13 protein-coding genes are annotated in these 14,110 nt (G+C 47.3%); 12 read left to right on the forward strand and 1 reads right to left on the reverse strand.

The window, feature by feature from the left end; translation table 11 throughout:
* Nucleotides 1-57 precede the first annotated feature (57 nt).
* Nucleotides 58-576 carry a glycine zipper 2TM domain-containing protein gene (locus tag ACO0KV_RS13515; protein WP_423043059.1) on the reverse strand — a complete coding sequence of 173 codons (519 nt, stop codon included), beginning with the start codon at nucleotides 574-576 and terminating at the stop codon, nucleotides 58-60.
* Nucleotides 577-967: 391 nt separating this feature from the next.
* Here ACO0KV_RS13515 and ACO0KV_RS13520 point away from each other — a divergent pair, with 391 nt between their 5' ends.
* From ACO0KV_RS13520 to ACO0KV_RS13575, 12 genes are all read left to right on the forward strand, one after another.
* The gene (locus tag ACO0KV_RS13520; protein WP_423043060.1) at nucleotides 968-1,357 is read left to right on the forward strand and encodes an MAPEG family protein; all 390 of its coding nucleotides are present in this window, start codon (nucleotides 968-970) and stop codon (nucleotides 1,355-1,357) included.
* 10 nt (nucleotides 1,358-1,367) lie between these two features.
* Complete coding sequence (locus ACO0KV_RS13525; protein WP_423043061.1) at nucleotides 1,368-2,381, forward strand: AI-2E family transporter; 1,014 nt, start codon at nucleotides 1,368-1,370, stop codon at nucleotides 2,379-2,381.
* Between the two features lie 76 nt (nucleotides 2,382-2,457).
* Nucleotides 2,458-2,760: an antibiotic biosynthesis monooxygenase family protein gene (locus ACO0KV_RS13530; protein WP_423043062.1), complete on the forward strand. Its 303-nt coding sequence runs from the start codon at nucleotides 2,458-2,460 to the stop codon at nucleotides 2,758-2,760.
* Between the two features lie 141 nt (nucleotides 2,761-2,901).
* The gene (gene gshA, locus ACO0KV_RS13535; protein ID WP_423043063.1) at nucleotides 2,902-4,200 is read left to right on the forward strand and encodes a glutamate--cysteine ligase; all 1,299 of its coding nucleotides are present in this window, start codon (nucleotides 2,902-2,904) and stop codon (nucleotides 4,198-4,200) included.
* 33 nt (nucleotides 4,201-4,233) lie between these two features.
* A complete protein-coding gene (gene gshB, locus ACO0KV_RS13540) occupies nucleotides 4,234-5,199 on the forward strand; it encodes a glutathione synthase (protein WP_423043064.1) in 966 nt (321 codons plus the stop codon).
* Nucleotides 5,200-5,306: 107 nt separating this feature from the next.
* Nucleotides 5,307-5,714, forward strand: coding sequence for a PTS sugar transporter subunit IIA (locus tag ACO0KV_RS13545; RefSeq protein ID WP_423043065.1), 408 nt, complete (start codon nucleotides 5,307-5,309; stop codon nucleotides 5,712-5,714).
* A gap of 14 nt (nucleotides 5,715-5,728) precedes the next feature.
* The gene (locus ACO0KV_RS13550; protein ID WP_423043066.1) at nucleotides 5,729-5,998 is read left to right on the forward strand and encodes an HPr family phosphocarrier protein; all 270 of its coding nucleotides are present in this window, start codon (nucleotides 5,729-5,731) and stop codon (nucleotides 5,996-5,998) included.
* A gap of 172 nt (nucleotides 5,999-6,170) precedes the next feature.
* Nucleotides 6,171-7,937, forward strand: coding sequence for a phosphoenolpyruvate--protein phosphotransferase (gene ptsP / locus ACO0KV_RS13555; RefSeq protein WP_423043067.1), 1,767 nt, complete (start codon nucleotides 6,171-6,173; stop codon nucleotides 7,935-7,937).
* Nucleotides 7,938-8,256: 319 nt separating this feature from the next.
* Entirely contained in the window at nucleotides 8,257-9,408 is a 1,152-nt protein-coding gene (gene metX / locus ACO0KV_RS13560; RefSeq protein ID WP_423043068.1) for a homoserine O-succinyltransferase MetX, read from the forward strand.
* Entirely contained in the window at nucleotides 9,405-10,013 is a 609-nt protein-coding gene (gene metW, locus ACO0KV_RS13565) for a methionine biosynthesis protein MetW (protein ID WP_423043069.1), read from the forward strand. Before metX ends, metW begins: the two co-directional genes overlap by 4 nt.
* A 96-nt stretch (nucleotides 10,014-10,109) precedes the next feature.
* Nucleotides 10,110-11,000 carry a M48 family metallopeptidase gene (locus ACO0KV_RS13570; protein WP_423043070.1) on the forward strand — a complete coding sequence of 297 codons (891 nt, stop codon included), beginning with the start codon at nucleotides 10,110-10,112 and terminating at the stop codon, nucleotides 10,998-11,000.
* Nucleotides 11,001-11,680: 680 nt separating this feature from the next.
* Complete coding sequence (locus ACO0KV_RS13575) at nucleotides 11,681-14,062, forward strand: TonB-dependent receptor (RefSeq protein ID WP_423043071.1); 2,382 nt, start codon at nucleotides 11,681-11,683, stop codon at nucleotides 14,060-14,062.
* Nucleotides 14,063-14,110: the final 48 nt, after the last annotated feature.

Raw genomic sequence — 14,110 nt, forward strand, 5'->3', positions numbered from 1 at the left:
ACTTGTGTTTAAGTACAGCACTACCAGACGAGGCCGTGCCATTATTGCCCAGCTTAATTATGGTAGCGGGGTAATCGAGACACGCAGCCGCAGACGTGCACCCGGATCGTATGGCATGATCGAAGTATAACTACGACCGTTGTACTCATACGTCACTGCGTAGCCGTTGGTGCGGGTTTGCCAGTTATCAACATTGCGACATTGGCGCACAGGACGCGTCGTGTAACCAGATGGCTGATTGTTGTTATTATCCACGCGATCGCCAACAATAGCGCCAGTGAGTGCCCCCGCCGCAGCCGCAGCAATACGACCATTGCCACCACCGACCTGACTTCCCAGTAAGCCACCAGCAATCCCGCCAATAATCCCACCCGCATTACTACGTTCTTGGGGTTGTTGCACATTTTCATAGACAGTCTGACATTCCTGACGTGGCATATTCACTTGTTCAACCTGCGGCACAACATTCACAATACGGGCGTATTCTTCAAAATCTGCTGCTTGAGCAGCTGGCATCGCTAATCCAGAAGCAATCAGCGCGGTCGATAGGGAAAGGGTTTTTAGTATGAGTTTCATTTTTTTACCTTGATGCAATTGTCATCATTTAGTCAGTATTTAACGCTTAAAGTTCACAAAAAGAAGACAAGTAATAAAAAATATTTTCTTATTATTCTTTTTCGTCATCGGACATACTTGATATCGACATCACGTCGTGCAAATTTCAGATGTTGAATTCTTGTAATTATTCTTTCTAGCTATATATCCGTATCAGAAGTACCATTTTCATTTCTCTATGTTAGGCTTGATCAAAGAATTACTAGCTTCATCAGTTCATTTTTTTTAGGCCTACGCAAACACTGTCCCAATGACGTGCTGCTTCTTGGCCGTACTAGGTAGATAGTCTTCGTCGCTCAGCTTGGTCGGACTCAGGTTGCTTCTGTCTTATTGTTGTTTTATTGGAGTTATCATGCAAATGTTGTGGACATCGTGGATTAGTGTGGTTGTTTTTGCAATGTACTTTTGGACGATCGTGATCGTGGGCAAGGCACGCGGTAAATATGGTGTGAAAGCGCCCTCTGTCGATGGACCTGAAGAGTTTCTTCGTGCCTTACGGGTGCAGGCGAACACGGTAGAGCAACTTATTTTCTTCTTTCCTGCATTGTGGCTATGCGCCATCTGGTTCAGTGATCACGCAGCGGCGATTGCTGGCGCGCTCTGGGTAGTCGGACGTATTGCCTACGCGTTAGGCTATTTAAAAGATCCTTCAAAACGGGCTTCAGGTTTTGCTGTATCAGTTCTTGCTTCGCTTGCTTTATGGATGGGTGCGGTGATTGGTTTGACCGGACTCATCAAGTGAGAGAATAAAGATGATCACGAGTACGAAATTATCAGCGTCAACGACTGCTTCTTATCTCCTGGTTGGGAGTGGTCTGTTCATTATTTTGAAGGCAGGATTATTGATCGCGTTGTTTTCGGGGTTGCTCTTATATTCTCTGATTCATCTGATGGCACCGGCAATTGGTCGGATCTTTAACCAGCGACGCCCCAGGACGATTGCTGTCGTGGTGTTAGCGACAGTGCTGACCAGCGGCTTATTATTGGCAGCATGGGCATTACACGTGTTTCTGCGCAGTGATAGCGGTAACCTACATACTTTTTTGCAAAAGCTGGCTGATATCATCGAGGCTTCACGCGGGCAGGTTCCTGAGTGGGTGAGCACTAACTTTCCGGAGGATGTTGGTACTCTGCAGGAGATGATTACGCAATGGCTGCGCGAACACGCAGGTGAGGCAAAACTGCTCGTCCCTGAGGCTGGCCATATGATTGTCCATCTGTTATTAGGCATGATCATTGGTTGCATGGTTGCTCTGCGTGAGACGACAGAGGGCGGGGATCCTAAGCCCTTTGCAGCAGCGTTGCAGCAGCGTTTGAGTAATCTGGCGACTATTTTTGAAAAAATCGTTTTCGCTCAGTTCAAAATTTCGTTGATCAATACCTGTCTCGCCGCCTTGTATCTACTAGTTGTCCTGCCACTGTCAGGTGTTCATTTACCCTTGACGAAGACGATGATCGCGATCACTTTTGTCGCAGGGTTGATCCCAGTTGCTGGAAATATTGCTTCTAATGCAATTCTGGTGATTGTGGCTTTGTCACACTCTCTCAATATAGCGGTTGTTTCGTTGGTGTTTATGATACTGATTCACAAAGCTGAGTATTTTTTGAATGCCCGGATTATTGGTGCGCAGATCAACGCTAAAGCATGGGAGTTGCTGACGGCGATTCTGGTGATGGAGACACTTTTTGGTGTTCCTGGTCTGGTAGCCGCGCCAGTTTATTATGCATTGTTGAAAAAGGAGTTAAGCGACAGTGATTTGGTCTGATTAGTGCCATAATATAAGCCACTATGCATTCTTTTCTTTTTCACGACTAACTATCACGACTAACCAAGAGCTTAAAATGATTCTCGAAATTGCTGATATCCGCATCCACCCTGGACAACAAGCCGAATTTAACGCTGCGATACAACGTGGTGTCGATGAAGTGATTCGCCATGCAAAAGGTTTTAGTGGATTTAAAATCAATCAGGGTATCGAATCTCCGGAACGTTATGTATTGATGATTTATTGGGCTACCCTTGAAAATCATACTGTTGACTTCCGCGAATCGCCGGCTTTTTTACAATGGCGTGCTATTGTTGGGCCGTTTTTTGCCCAAGCCCCTGTGGTGGAGCATTTTCATTTATTAGCAAAATCGGCCTGATATCTGTAGGGGTATAGCCAGGACAGACTTGATTCCCGCGGTTTCACCCCAAGCTAGGTAAGTCATCAAACGCCGGTTGTCTAGTCAGTTTATTTTGGTTATAGCTGCCGGTGATACAGGCAGCTCATCAAAAAGGTCAATATGGTTCCGCATCTCGTCACGGCTCTGAATGGGCCTCTGCTCGATCTAGAAAAAAAAATCCTTGAAGCGACCCCCGCGATAGAACGCTGGTTCCGTATGGAATGGCAAGAACACACCCCGCCATTTTATTGCTCAGTAGATTTGCGCAATGCTGGTTTTAAGCTGGCGCCGGTGGATACCAATCTGTTTCCTGGCGGGTTTAATAATCTTGCGAACGAAATGTTGCCACTGGCCGTTCAGGCGGCAATGGCAGCGATTGAAAAATATTGTCCGGACGCTAAGAATTTGTTGCTCATTCCTGAGAGCCACACCCGCAACACGTTTTATCTGCAGAATATCGCACGGATGATGCAGATTTTTCGTCAGACTGGGCTCAATGTCCGTCTCGGTTCTTTGTCTGCCGATATCACCGAGCCAACACCGATTGATTTGCCGGATGGCACCCAATTGATTTTAGAGCCATTAGAGCGATCCGCAAATGGTCGTCGCCTTGGGCTGAAGAATTTTGATCCCTGTACGATCGTCCTTAATAACGATTTGTCTGCGGGGATTCCGGCAATTCTAGAAGAGCTCAACGAGCAAACATTATTGCCGCCGTTACACGCTGGTTGGGCCTTGCGTCGTAAGAGTAATCATTTCTCGGCGTACGATGAGGTAGTGAAAAAGTTTGCCAAAATGGTGGACATTGATCCTTGGATGTTGAATCCGTTTTTTACCAAGGTGAAAGACGTCGATTTCAATGAGGGTACTGGCGAAGATGCGTTGGCAGCGGCGGTGGATACGATCCTCGCCAAAATTCGCAAAAAATATAAAGAGTACGGCATCAAAGAAAAACCGTTTGTCATTGTTAAAGCGGATGCTGGCACCTATGGCATGGGTATCATGACCATTCATAGTTCGGATGAAGTTCGTGATCTCAATCGCAAACAGCGCAATAAAATGTCCGTCGTTAAGGATGGCATGGAAGTGCGCGATGTGATTGTGCAGGAAGGAGTCTATACCTTCGAGCAAATCAAAGAATCTGTTGCCGAGCCGGTGGTGTATATGATTGATCGCTATGTCGTTGGTGGTTTTTATCGTTTTCACGAAGAGCGCGGTGTCGATGAAAATCTCAACGCGCCTGGTATGCATTTTGTCCCGCTGGCGTTTGCCCAGCAACATGCGGTGCCAGATATGAAAGCCAAACCAGGTACCGCAGCACCGAATCGTTTTTACATGTACGGCGTGGTGGCGCGACTGGCTTTGCTGGCTGCATCGTTAGAGATGGAAAAAACCGATCCGAATCCGGAAATTTATTAAACCGCTGGTTGCCCCGGCCTACAGAAATTTGCTATGAAAATTGCATTCCTGACTGATCCTTTAGCGCAGTTCAAAACCTACAAGGATTCGACCTTCGCCATGATGCGCGAAGCCCACCAACGAGGCTACCAGATCTATGCGTTTGGTCCGCAAGACATGGCGCTAGAGTCAGGTCAGGTGATCGCCAATATCAGCAAAATCACATTGACGGGTGACGACAGCGACTGGTACCGGGCCGAGGCGCCCGTATCTCTGCCATTGAGCAGCTTTGACGCCGTCTTGCAACGCAAAGATCCCCCCTTCGATATGGAGTATATCTACGCGACGTATTTGCTGGAAATGGCAGAGCGTCAAGGCGCGAAGGTGTTCAATAAACCGGCGGCGATTCGCAACCATAACGAAAAACTGAGTATTGCTCAGTTCAGTCAGTTCACTACCCCAACGCTGGTAACCCGGGACGAACAGCGCATACGTGCGTTTCATCGTACCCATCACGATATCATCCTCAAACCACTCGACGGCATGGGTGGCGCAGGTATTTTTCGGATTTGCGACGATGGGATGAATCTGGGATCCGTCATTGAAACACTGACACTTAACGGTACCCGTACTATCATGGTGCAGCGTTATATTCCCGAGATTGTTCATGGCGACAAACGTATTTTATTGATTGGTGGCAAGGTGGTGCCATACGCCCTCGCACGTATCCCACAAAACGGCGAAGTGCGCGGCAATCTGGCTGCGGGCGGTGTTGGCGTCGCACAGGAATTGTCGGCTCGTGATCTTGAGATTGCACAGACTTTGGCCCCTGAACTGTATCAAAGAGGCTTGTTACTGGTAGGATTAGACGTGATCGGTAGTTGTCTGACTGAAGTTAATGTGACCAGTCCGACATGCTTCCAAGAAATTACCCAGCAAAAAGGATTTGATGTGGCTGCAATGTTTATTGATGCCTTGGAAGTCGCAGTCACAAGTGCTTACAAAAAAGATAACAGCTGACATACACTTGACACTTGCGTTCACTATACTCGCACCGGGTACGTGAAACGCTGGCTTGAACTGAAAAAAGTGGCGATGTAGTCGCTTCCACCCGAGATAGAGAAAAGATGGTCGGTATACTTTTGATGACACATGCCCCGTTGGGCTCTGCTTTTATTGAGGCTGCAGCGCATGTTTTTCGTGGCAAACCCGAGCGGATTGAAGCGATTGATGTAATTGCCGATCAAAATACTGAGGAAGTACATCAACTGGCCCTCGACGCTGTGCAACGTCTTAATGACGGCTCAGGCGTGCTGGTGATGACTGACATGATGGGGGGAACCCCCTCCAATTGCTGTCGCCAGCTCGGTGAGCCCGATCAGGTCGCCATTATTGCAGGGATTAGTTTGCCGATGCTGTTACGCGCAATTACCTATCGTAGTGATGTGCTAGATGTCGTGGTTGAAATGGCACTGGCAGGTGGGCAAAATGGTGCTTTGCGGATAGACAACAGAGTGCGGCTCTCTCCTAATTAATTTGAAAGTAAAACATGGTTCAACAAGAAATCGAAATCGTCAATAAATTGGGATTACATGCCCGCGCATCAGCAAAATTTACGCAACTTGCCAGCAAGTTTAAAAGTGAAGTGTGGGTCAGCCGTAACAATCGCCGCGTCAATGGCAAATCTATTATGGGCGTCATGATGCTGGCCGCAGGCAAAGGTAGCAAAATCCTGTTAGAGACGAACGGTGAAGATGAGCAAGAGTGCTTTACGGCAATGTTGGCATTGATTAACGACAAGTTTGGCGAAGGCGAATAAGCTATTGCATCAGCTGACAGGTGTTGATCGTGTTGACGTTGAATGGCCTTATCCTGAGCATGCACCATTGACATGCCACTGACTGGGAGAGCGCACGAAACAAGCAACACCAGCAACACTAGATTCATTATCGCACTGATGCATATAATAAATTAAAGAGTGGGGACAAGGCATGGCATCATTTACATTGCAGGGCATCCCAGTTTCCCGCGGTATAGCGATTGGTAGAGCGCATCTCTTACGCCCAGCCGCCTTGGATGTTGAACATTATCTGGTGGCGCAAGAACAGGTAGAAGCCGAGGTGCTGCGCCTGCAAACTGCCATTGCGCAAGTGCACAAAGAATTGCAAGCAATCTGGGCCGATTTGCCGCAAGACGCCCCGACAGAGTTAGGTGCGTTCATTGATGTCCATGTGCTGATCTTGTCGGACCCCATGGTCTCTGAAGCGCCGCTGGACATCATCCGCTCGCGACACTATAACGCCGAGTGGGCTTTAGTGACGCAGGTTGATGAGCTGTCCGCCCAGTTTGATGAGATCGAAGATGAATACCTTCGTGAACGCAAAGCCGATATCCAGCAAGTCGCAGAACGTATCCTCAAAGTCCTCACAGGCTCTGCTAATGACGTGCCGCGTTCTGATGGTATCGATGAGCGCAGCGCCAATATGATCGTCGTCGCCAAAGATATATCTCCGGCCGACATGATGCAATTTCGCGATGTAGCATTTGCTGGTTTTATCACTGATGAAGGTGGTCAAAACTCACATACCGCGATTGTCTCGCGCAGTCTTGGAATTCCTGCCGTGGTCGGTATGGGCAATGCCTCGCACCTGATTGAACAAGATGACTGGCTGATTATTGACAGTGATGCAGGAGTTGTCATCGTCGCACCGACTTCGCAAGTACTCGAACAATACCGCGAACGCCAGATTCTTCTGCAAAAACAGCGTAAAAAACTCGGTAAGCTCAAAAAGACCCCAGCAATTACGCAAGATGGCGTTGAAGTGACGTTGCTCGCCAATATTGAATTGCCAGAAGACACCGTGCATGCCTTAGAGGTTGGCGCCAGTGGTGTTGGTCTGTTCCGTTCTGAGTTCCTCTTTATGGAGCGCAGTGGGCAAGAGCATAAATTGCCGACCGAAGAAGAACAATTTGAAGCCTATCGCGCTGCGGTCCAAGGGATGAAAGGACGTCCCGTCACTATCCGAACACTTGATGTCGGTGCTGATAAACCGCTGGAGGCATCAGAGCACAATATTATGAACCCGGCGCTAGGATTGCGTGCGATTCGTTATTGCCTGAGCGAACCGCAACTTTTTCTGACACAACTGCGTGCTATTCTCCGAGCGTCTGCGTTTGGTCCTGTGAAGATTTTATTTCCGATGATGGCGCATAGTTTTGAGATAGACCAGACCTTAGCCATGGTCGCCCAAGCCAAGCAAGAATTGCTCGTGGAGGGCAAGGATTTTGATGCCGCAGTGCCAGTCGGGGCAATGATCGAAATCCCAGCGGCTGCATTAGCGTTGCCCATGTTTGTCAAAAAACTGGATTTCCTCTCGGTCGGTACGAATGATCTGATCCAGTACACGCTGGCGATTGATCGCGCCGATCATGAGGTAGCGCATCTGTATGATGACTTACATCCCGCCATCTTGCAGTTGCTCAATACCATTGTGACCACTGCCGAAAAAGCCAATGTACCGGTGTCTATATGTGGTGGAATGGCAGGCGACTTGCGTCTCACGCGCCTCTTAACGGGGATGGGCTTTCGCGAACTCTCCATGCCCGCTGCTTTATTACCGGAAATCAAGCAAGCCATTCTGAATATGCATCTGGAAAACGTACAACCTTACGTTAAAAAAATCTTACGTAGTTACGATCCTATTGCCATTCGTGAAACACTCGCTGCCATGGAGAGTCTGGGGCAAACCCTCCATTGATATTGTGCCGCGGGTCTGCGGCGTATCGCGGCATAATCGTGGTCGTGGACCGTCATTGTTTGACGTCTGCCCTAGACTTGGTTATCCTTTACAGCTTAGATAAAGCAAAAATAAGTGGCAATCACTTATCGCTGTCGTCTTAAAACAATTTGTTGAATTCATGCGCCGATTTGAAAATCAGCTTGCGGGCGCAGTCTGGAGTATCCAGACAATAAATACGGCTAAAGCGAGCTTGAATGCTGCTTTTCTCTTTCATTCAGCCCCTCTTTTAGCCTTCCTTGATTTTTTTTGAACGAGAAATTTCTCGATGGAAGTGTGTATGTCAGCCTCACCTCAATCCGTTGGTGCCGTTGTGCCCCAAGCATTTTTCTTTGATCAGCCATTGCATTTGCAAAGCGGTGCCAGTATTGCAGAATATACCTTGATGGTAGAAACCTACGGTACGCTCAATGCCACCAAATCTAACGCCGTTTTAATTTGTCATGCCTTGAACGCCTCGCACCACGTGGCGGGCTTTTACGCGGATGATCCGAAGAATATCGGCTGGTGGGATAACATGGTCGGCCCTGGTAAGCCCGTCGACACCAATCGTTTTTTTGTGATCGGGATTAATAACCTAGGATCGTGTTTCGGCTCTACTGGTCCTATGCATACCAATCCGGGAACAGGCAAGCCCTATGGCGCTGATTTTCCTGTCGTTACTGTCGAAGACTGGGTCAATGCGCAGGCACGTGTTGCCGATGAAATGGGCATCCAACAGTTTGCGGCGGTCATGGGTGGGTCACTGGGCGGGATGCAGGCCTTAGCCTGGAGTATTTTGTATCCGGATCGCCTTAAACACTGCGTTGTGGTCGCATCAACACCAAAATTATCTGCGCAGAATATTGCGTTTAACGACGTTGCCCGACAAGCGATTCTGACCGATCCTGATTTTCATGGTGGTGATTTTTATGCACACGGTGTGGTGCCACGGAATGGCTTGCGTGTCGCGCGTATGATCGGCCATATCACCTATTTGTCCGATGACGATATGGCTGAAAAATTTGGTCGTGATTTAAAGACAGGCGATTATCAGTTTGGTTACGGTGTTGATTTCGAAATCGAATCGTATCTACGTTATCAGGGTGATAAATTCTCAGATTACTTTGACGCGAATACTTATCTGCTGATCACCAAAGCGCTCGATTACTTTGACCCAGCGCGACATACCGATGGCAATTTGACTCAGGCGTTAGCGCAAACCAAAGCGCAATTTTTGATCGCTTCATTTATGACAGACTGGCGCTTTTCGCCGGAACGTAGTCGTGAAATTGTGCGTGCGTTGATTTCCAATAAACGGACCGTCAGTTACGCAGAAATCGATGCGCCCCATGGACATGATGCGTTTTTGCTCGATGACTCCCGCTACCTCAACCTGATTGCCGCCTACTTTGACCGCATCGACACCGAATTACAAGGAACACCAGCATGAATTTCTCAGACTTAAACCGCCTGCGTCCAGATCTGGCGTTTATTGCTGACTGGATTAAAGCCGACACGCATGTACTCGACGTTGGTTGTGGTGACGGCGTGATGCTGGATTACCTGCAGACCGATAAACGGTGCGTCGGTTATGGGATTGAAATTGCCGATGATAAAGTACTGGCCTGTGCCACGCGCCACGTGAATGTCATTCAGCAGGATATGGAACGCGGGCTGAGCATGTTTGATGACAATGCGTTTGATACCGTTCTCTGTCTCAATTCGCTGCAAATGATGAAACATGTCGAGCCGCTGTTACGCGATATTGCCCGTGTGGGCAGGGATGCGATTGTATCGTTTCCAAACTTTGGTTATTGGCCACATCGTACTGCGTTGCTTATGGGTAAAATGCCGGTCTCAAAATCGTTGCCTTACCAATGGTATGACACGCCGAATGTCCGTTGTGCGACGATTTATGACTTCTCCGATCTTGCCAATGAAGTCGGTCTGGAGGTCGTGGAATGCGTGGCCCTACATGAGGGAAAACAAGTGCATGTACTGCCTAACTGGCGCGGGAGTCTGGCAGTTTTTCGGTTGCAAAAACGGGGTGCCTGAGGTCAGGGTGTAACGATGTTGTATCGTGCGGCACAGGGATACTTTATTTTTATCGATGCTGCCACCATTTATACGCTAACGAAAAGGTACGTTGCCATGAAATTTGTCTCATGTTCATTATTGTTGTGCTCTGCACTCTCTGGCGGTATTGCTCATGCGCAGGAAGCGCCACGTCAGGATGGCGTCAACGTCGGTAACATGTCATGGGCACGTAAATTTGGCGGTAGTGGGTTAGAGCAACAAGCTGCATTGCAGTATGCGCAGGTGATCCAGGACGCCCGTCAGAAGCGGGCACTGGGACCGGACGATTTTTCTCAGGTTGTACGCCTGCGTTCAATCGCCAACAAGCTTATTCCGTACACGCTCAGTTGGAATCCACGGTCAAAAAACTGGAAGTGGGAAATAAATTTACTTGGCTCCAAGCAAATTAACGCTTACTGCATGCCTGGTGGAAAAATTGCATTTTATTCTGGTATTCTCGATACGCTTAAGCTGACCGACGACGAAATCGCCATTGTAATGGGGCATGAAATTGCGCATGCGTTGCGTGAGCATGGTGCGGAGCGTGCTGGCAAAGCCAATATTCTCAATTTTATGGTTCAAGGCACAGAAGTCGTTGCTGGTCTCAAAGGCTATGACCCACGTTTTGCTGGCGCGCTTGCGGGTAGCGTCGCTAAAGTAGGCATGCTGGCATTTTCACGTCAGGATGAGACAGAGGCAGATATCGTTGGCCTCGATATTGCTGCCCGCGCTGGTTTTGACCCGCGTGCTGGCATTGTCTTATGGCAAAAGATGGCGATGGTCAATAAATCTTCACCTCCGCAGTGGTTATCGACGCATCCCGCAGGTAATAACCGGATTGCTGAAATTCAGAAACACCTGCCTGAAGTGATGCCTTTGTACGCCAAAGCGCATGGGGTTGATGTTCATAAACTTGCTCCATATCAAGCTAACGTCAAAGGAATCAGCGCGGTCTCTTACCCTTAAATTCGGGACTCTTTTTTAGGGTTGTCTTACGCGGTCGACGACACAAAAAGTTCGTGAAAATTTAACTTCTAGGCACTATTTTCTGGCGACTAAATAATTCAAGAAATATTTCAAACTATTTCAAATCGTAAGTATTTGCGACTTATTCTGCTATTTAAACCACAAATAAATTGCAAAAAGTCATTTTTGTGGTGTGTTTATGACACATTTTATCCAATTCACCACCTTTGTCATCGTCTTTTCATAATTGGATGTAACACTCTGCGTGGTTCAAAAAACTTCTGTGATAGACTTTTTTGCATATCAATATATTTATTTTGTAGATATTTATTACATTGTAAATACAAAGTTTGCACGTCGAACCCGCCTGAAATAGGCATACGTTTCACCAACATTCTTTTTTTAACTGCAAGAGCAATCGTTTGCGTAATGACAGCGGAATTACTCACTCTCATTTTAGCAATCGTTTGCGCACCAGCGATGATGGGGCGTGAATAAGTAATATGTTGATGAACGAATAGTGATAAAAGAATAAAAAAATCACCATATCTGGGGAATGCGGGTCATACCGGAGATATGCCCAGGCCAGATGATTAGCATCACAGGCACCAACGTTTGACGAGAAATATTGTTTTTATTTTTATATTTAATTTATCTGAAATCTGACTAGGGAGCAGTAAATGAAACACATCACTAAATCGCCAGCGTTGTCACCGCGCCTGTCGATGGTCGCCATTGCATGTCAACTGGTATGCATGAGTATGTCCTCAGCCTATGCTGCTGATCAGACTGAAACAAACAATGATCCAGTAGATTCCAAGCAAGTAACTATTACTGGTAAAAAAGTGGGTATGGGTCTGATGGTGCAAGAAAACGCACCTAAAGCGCGTAGTACCATCAACGCGGAAGAATTAGCAAAACAACGTCCAACTGGTAATGCTTACCAAGCGCTGGAGTTGATGCCGTCCGTTAATAGTTTCAACTATGACGCAACCGGTTTGTTTGGCGGTGGTTTGACATTGCGCGGTTTTAATAGCGATCAAATTGGTGTGACTATCAATGGCGTTCCGGTGAATGACTCCGGTTCATTCTCGGTATTCCCTCAAGAATTCGTCGATCAAGAAAACACGTGTACGCAATTCGTGACACAAGGTTCTACTGACGTCGACTCTCCGCAAATCGGAGCGACTGGCGGCATCATGGGTATTACCACTTGTGATCCATCCAAAGAGAAAAATTTCCGCGTCATGCAAACAGTCGGCGAACTAAACATGTTCAAGACCTACATGCGCTACGATACCGGTTTGCTAGCAGATCAAAAGACACGTCTGTTCATTTCGGCCTCGCATGGGACAACTGACAAATGGAAAGGTCAGGGCGGTGCTGATCGTTACCATGTCGATATGGGTTTCCGTACTGACTTCGATCGCTTTAACTCGATTAACGGTACGATCTTGATCAACCGTGCGATTAACCAAAATGTCAGCACATTCACTCTGTCTGACTTGCAAAAACATGGTTACTATTACGATTACTCGACAAGCTTCGTTGGTCATGCAGCACCTTCACCAGGTACTGCTGTCAATGATCCAACGCAAGCCAATGCAGACTCGTTTTATAAATTAACCCAAAATCCATTCCAGAATGTGATCGCTTCTGTCACTGGTAAATTCCGCATCAACGAAAACACCGACATCAAAGTGATACCTTACTACTGGTACGGCTATGGTACGGGTGGCGTTCAACAAAAACTGATGTCTGAGACAGGTTTCCTTAATACGACAACAGGTAAAGTCAATGCGGGCGTGGACCTCAACGGCGACGGCGATACAAAAGATAAAGTGATCGTCGCAACAAGTAGTGTGACGCGTACTAATCGTCCTGGTATTACAGGCTCAATCACACATACCATCGACAACCAACAATTGTTAGCAGGTTTCTGGATTGAACGTGCAGTGCATGAGCAATTTGGACCAATGGTCGCTGTTGATGCTAACGGCAATCCTGCTGATATCTGGTTACGAAACGGTCGCATCTTGCGCCCAGACGGCACGCCGTACGAATCACGTGACTGGAAAACAATCAGTACTGCGTATCAATTTTTTGTACAAGACACTATTTCACTGTTGAATGACAAGTTGACAGTCAACGTCGGCGCCCGTGCACCAACCATGAAGCGTGATTTTACTAATCACCCTAGTGAAGGTGAGCCAGTTGCTTACAACATTCAGCGTACTTATTCTGATGTGTTGCCACAGTTCGGCGTGAAGTATCAAATTGACCACGACAATCAAGTTTTCGCAAGTATTGCGAAAAATATGAAAGTACCAGGTAACTTTGCTTACGCAACTACTGGCAACGTCGTTATCGTCAATGGGCAACCAACGATGCCTATCGAAGTCGCCAAAGAGACTTCGTATAACCTCGATATGGGTTATCGCTTGCAAACCGATAAAATTACAGCACAAGCCACCATCTATGCTGTTGATTTTAAAAACCGTTTAGCATCGACGACAAATCCTATTAACCAAATCACTACCTTGGTCAATGCCGGCAAAGTACGCTCAACTGGTGCTGAGTTCGAATTAGGCAATACGCCAGTTAATGGCTGGTCGTTCTATAGCTCAATGGGTTATATCAAGAGCATTATTGAGAATGATATCCAGTCTTCAGGCGTGATGTTGCCGACCAACGGTAAACAGATGACCGATACGCCAAAATGGAAAGCTGGTTTAAGTGCTCAATATGAAACAGCAAACTGGTACACGCGTCTGAAAGCGAAATATACTGGTAAGCAATGGGCGACGATGACCAACGATGAATTGGTGCCGTCGTATACGCTGATCGACTTTGACGCTGGCTACCAGTTCGCCAATGCCGGTATGTTCAAAAAACCAACGATCCGTTTGAACGTCAGCAACATCACGAACAAGCAATATCGTAATCCGTCAAGTTTCAACGTATTAAATGCTACCACCTACGGTGCAGCAACGGCCAAATCAGTGTTCTACTACCTTGGTGCACCACGCTTTACCTCTGTGACTGTTTCTGCTGATTTCTAATCACATTAAAAACGCATTGCTGTGACATAGACGCAGCAAACAGAGAAA

The organism is Undibacterium sp. RuRC25W (assembly GCF_049339825.1).
Lineage (GTDB): Bacteria > Pseudomonadota > Gammaproteobacteria > Burkholderiales > Burkholderiaceae_D > Undibacterium.

What these genes read in the sequence shown, in the direction of transcription:
- ACO0KV_RS13520 (WP_423043060.1), top strand. Translation starts at nt 968, where the DNA reads ATGCAAATGTTGTGGACATCGTGGATTAGTGTGGTTGTTTTTGCAATG.
- metX (WP_423043068.1), top strand. Translation starts at nt 8,257, where the DNA reads ATGTCAGCCTCACCTCAATCCGTTGGTGCCGTTGTGCCCCAAGCATTT.
- gshB (WP_423043064.1), top strand. Translation starts at nt 4,234, where the DNA reads ATGAAAATTGCATTCCTGACTGATCCTTTAGCGCAGTTCAAAACCTAC.
- ACO0KV_RS13525 (WP_423043061.1), top strand. Translation starts at nt 1,368, where the DNA reads ATGATCACGAGTACGAAATTATCAGCGTCAACGACTGCTTCTTATCTC.
- ACO0KV_RS13575 (WP_423043071.1), top strand. Translation starts at nt 11,681, where the DNA reads ATGAAACACATCACTAAATCGCCAGCGTTGTCACCGCGCCTGTCGATG.
- metW (WP_423043069.1), top strand. Translation starts at nt 9,405, where the DNA reads ATGAATTTCTCAGACTTAAACCGCCTGCGTCCAGATCTGGCGTTTATT.
- ACO0KV_RS13550 (WP_423043066.1), top strand. Translation starts at nt 5,729, where the DNA reads ATGGTTCAACAAGAAATCGAAATCGTCAATAAATTGGGATTACATGCC.
- ACO0KV_RS13545 (WP_423043065.1), top strand. Translation starts at nt 5,307, where the DNA reads ATGGTCGGTATACTTTTGATGACACATGCCCCGTTGGGCTCTGCTTTT.
- ACO0KV_RS13530 (WP_423043062.1), top strand. Translation starts at nt 2,458, where the DNA reads ATGATTCTCGAAATTGCTGATATCCGCATCCACCCTGGACAACAAGCC.
- ACO0KV_RS13570 (WP_423043070.1), top strand. Translation starts at nt 10,110, where the DNA reads ATGAAATTTGTCTCATGTTCATTATTGTTGTGCTCTGCACTCTCTGGC.
- gshA (WP_423043063.1), top strand. Translation starts at nt 2,902, where the DNA reads ATGGTTCCGCATCTCGTCACGGCTCTGAATGGGCCTCTGCTCGATCTA.
- ptsP (WP_423043067.1), top strand. Translation starts at nt 6,171, where the DNA reads ATGGCATCATTTACATTGCAGGGCATCCCAGTTTCCCGCGGTATAGCG.
- ACO0KV_RS13515 (WP_423043059.1), bottom strand. Translation starts at nt 576, where the DNA reads ATGAAACTCATACTAAAAACCCTTTCCCTATCGACCGCGCTGATTGCT.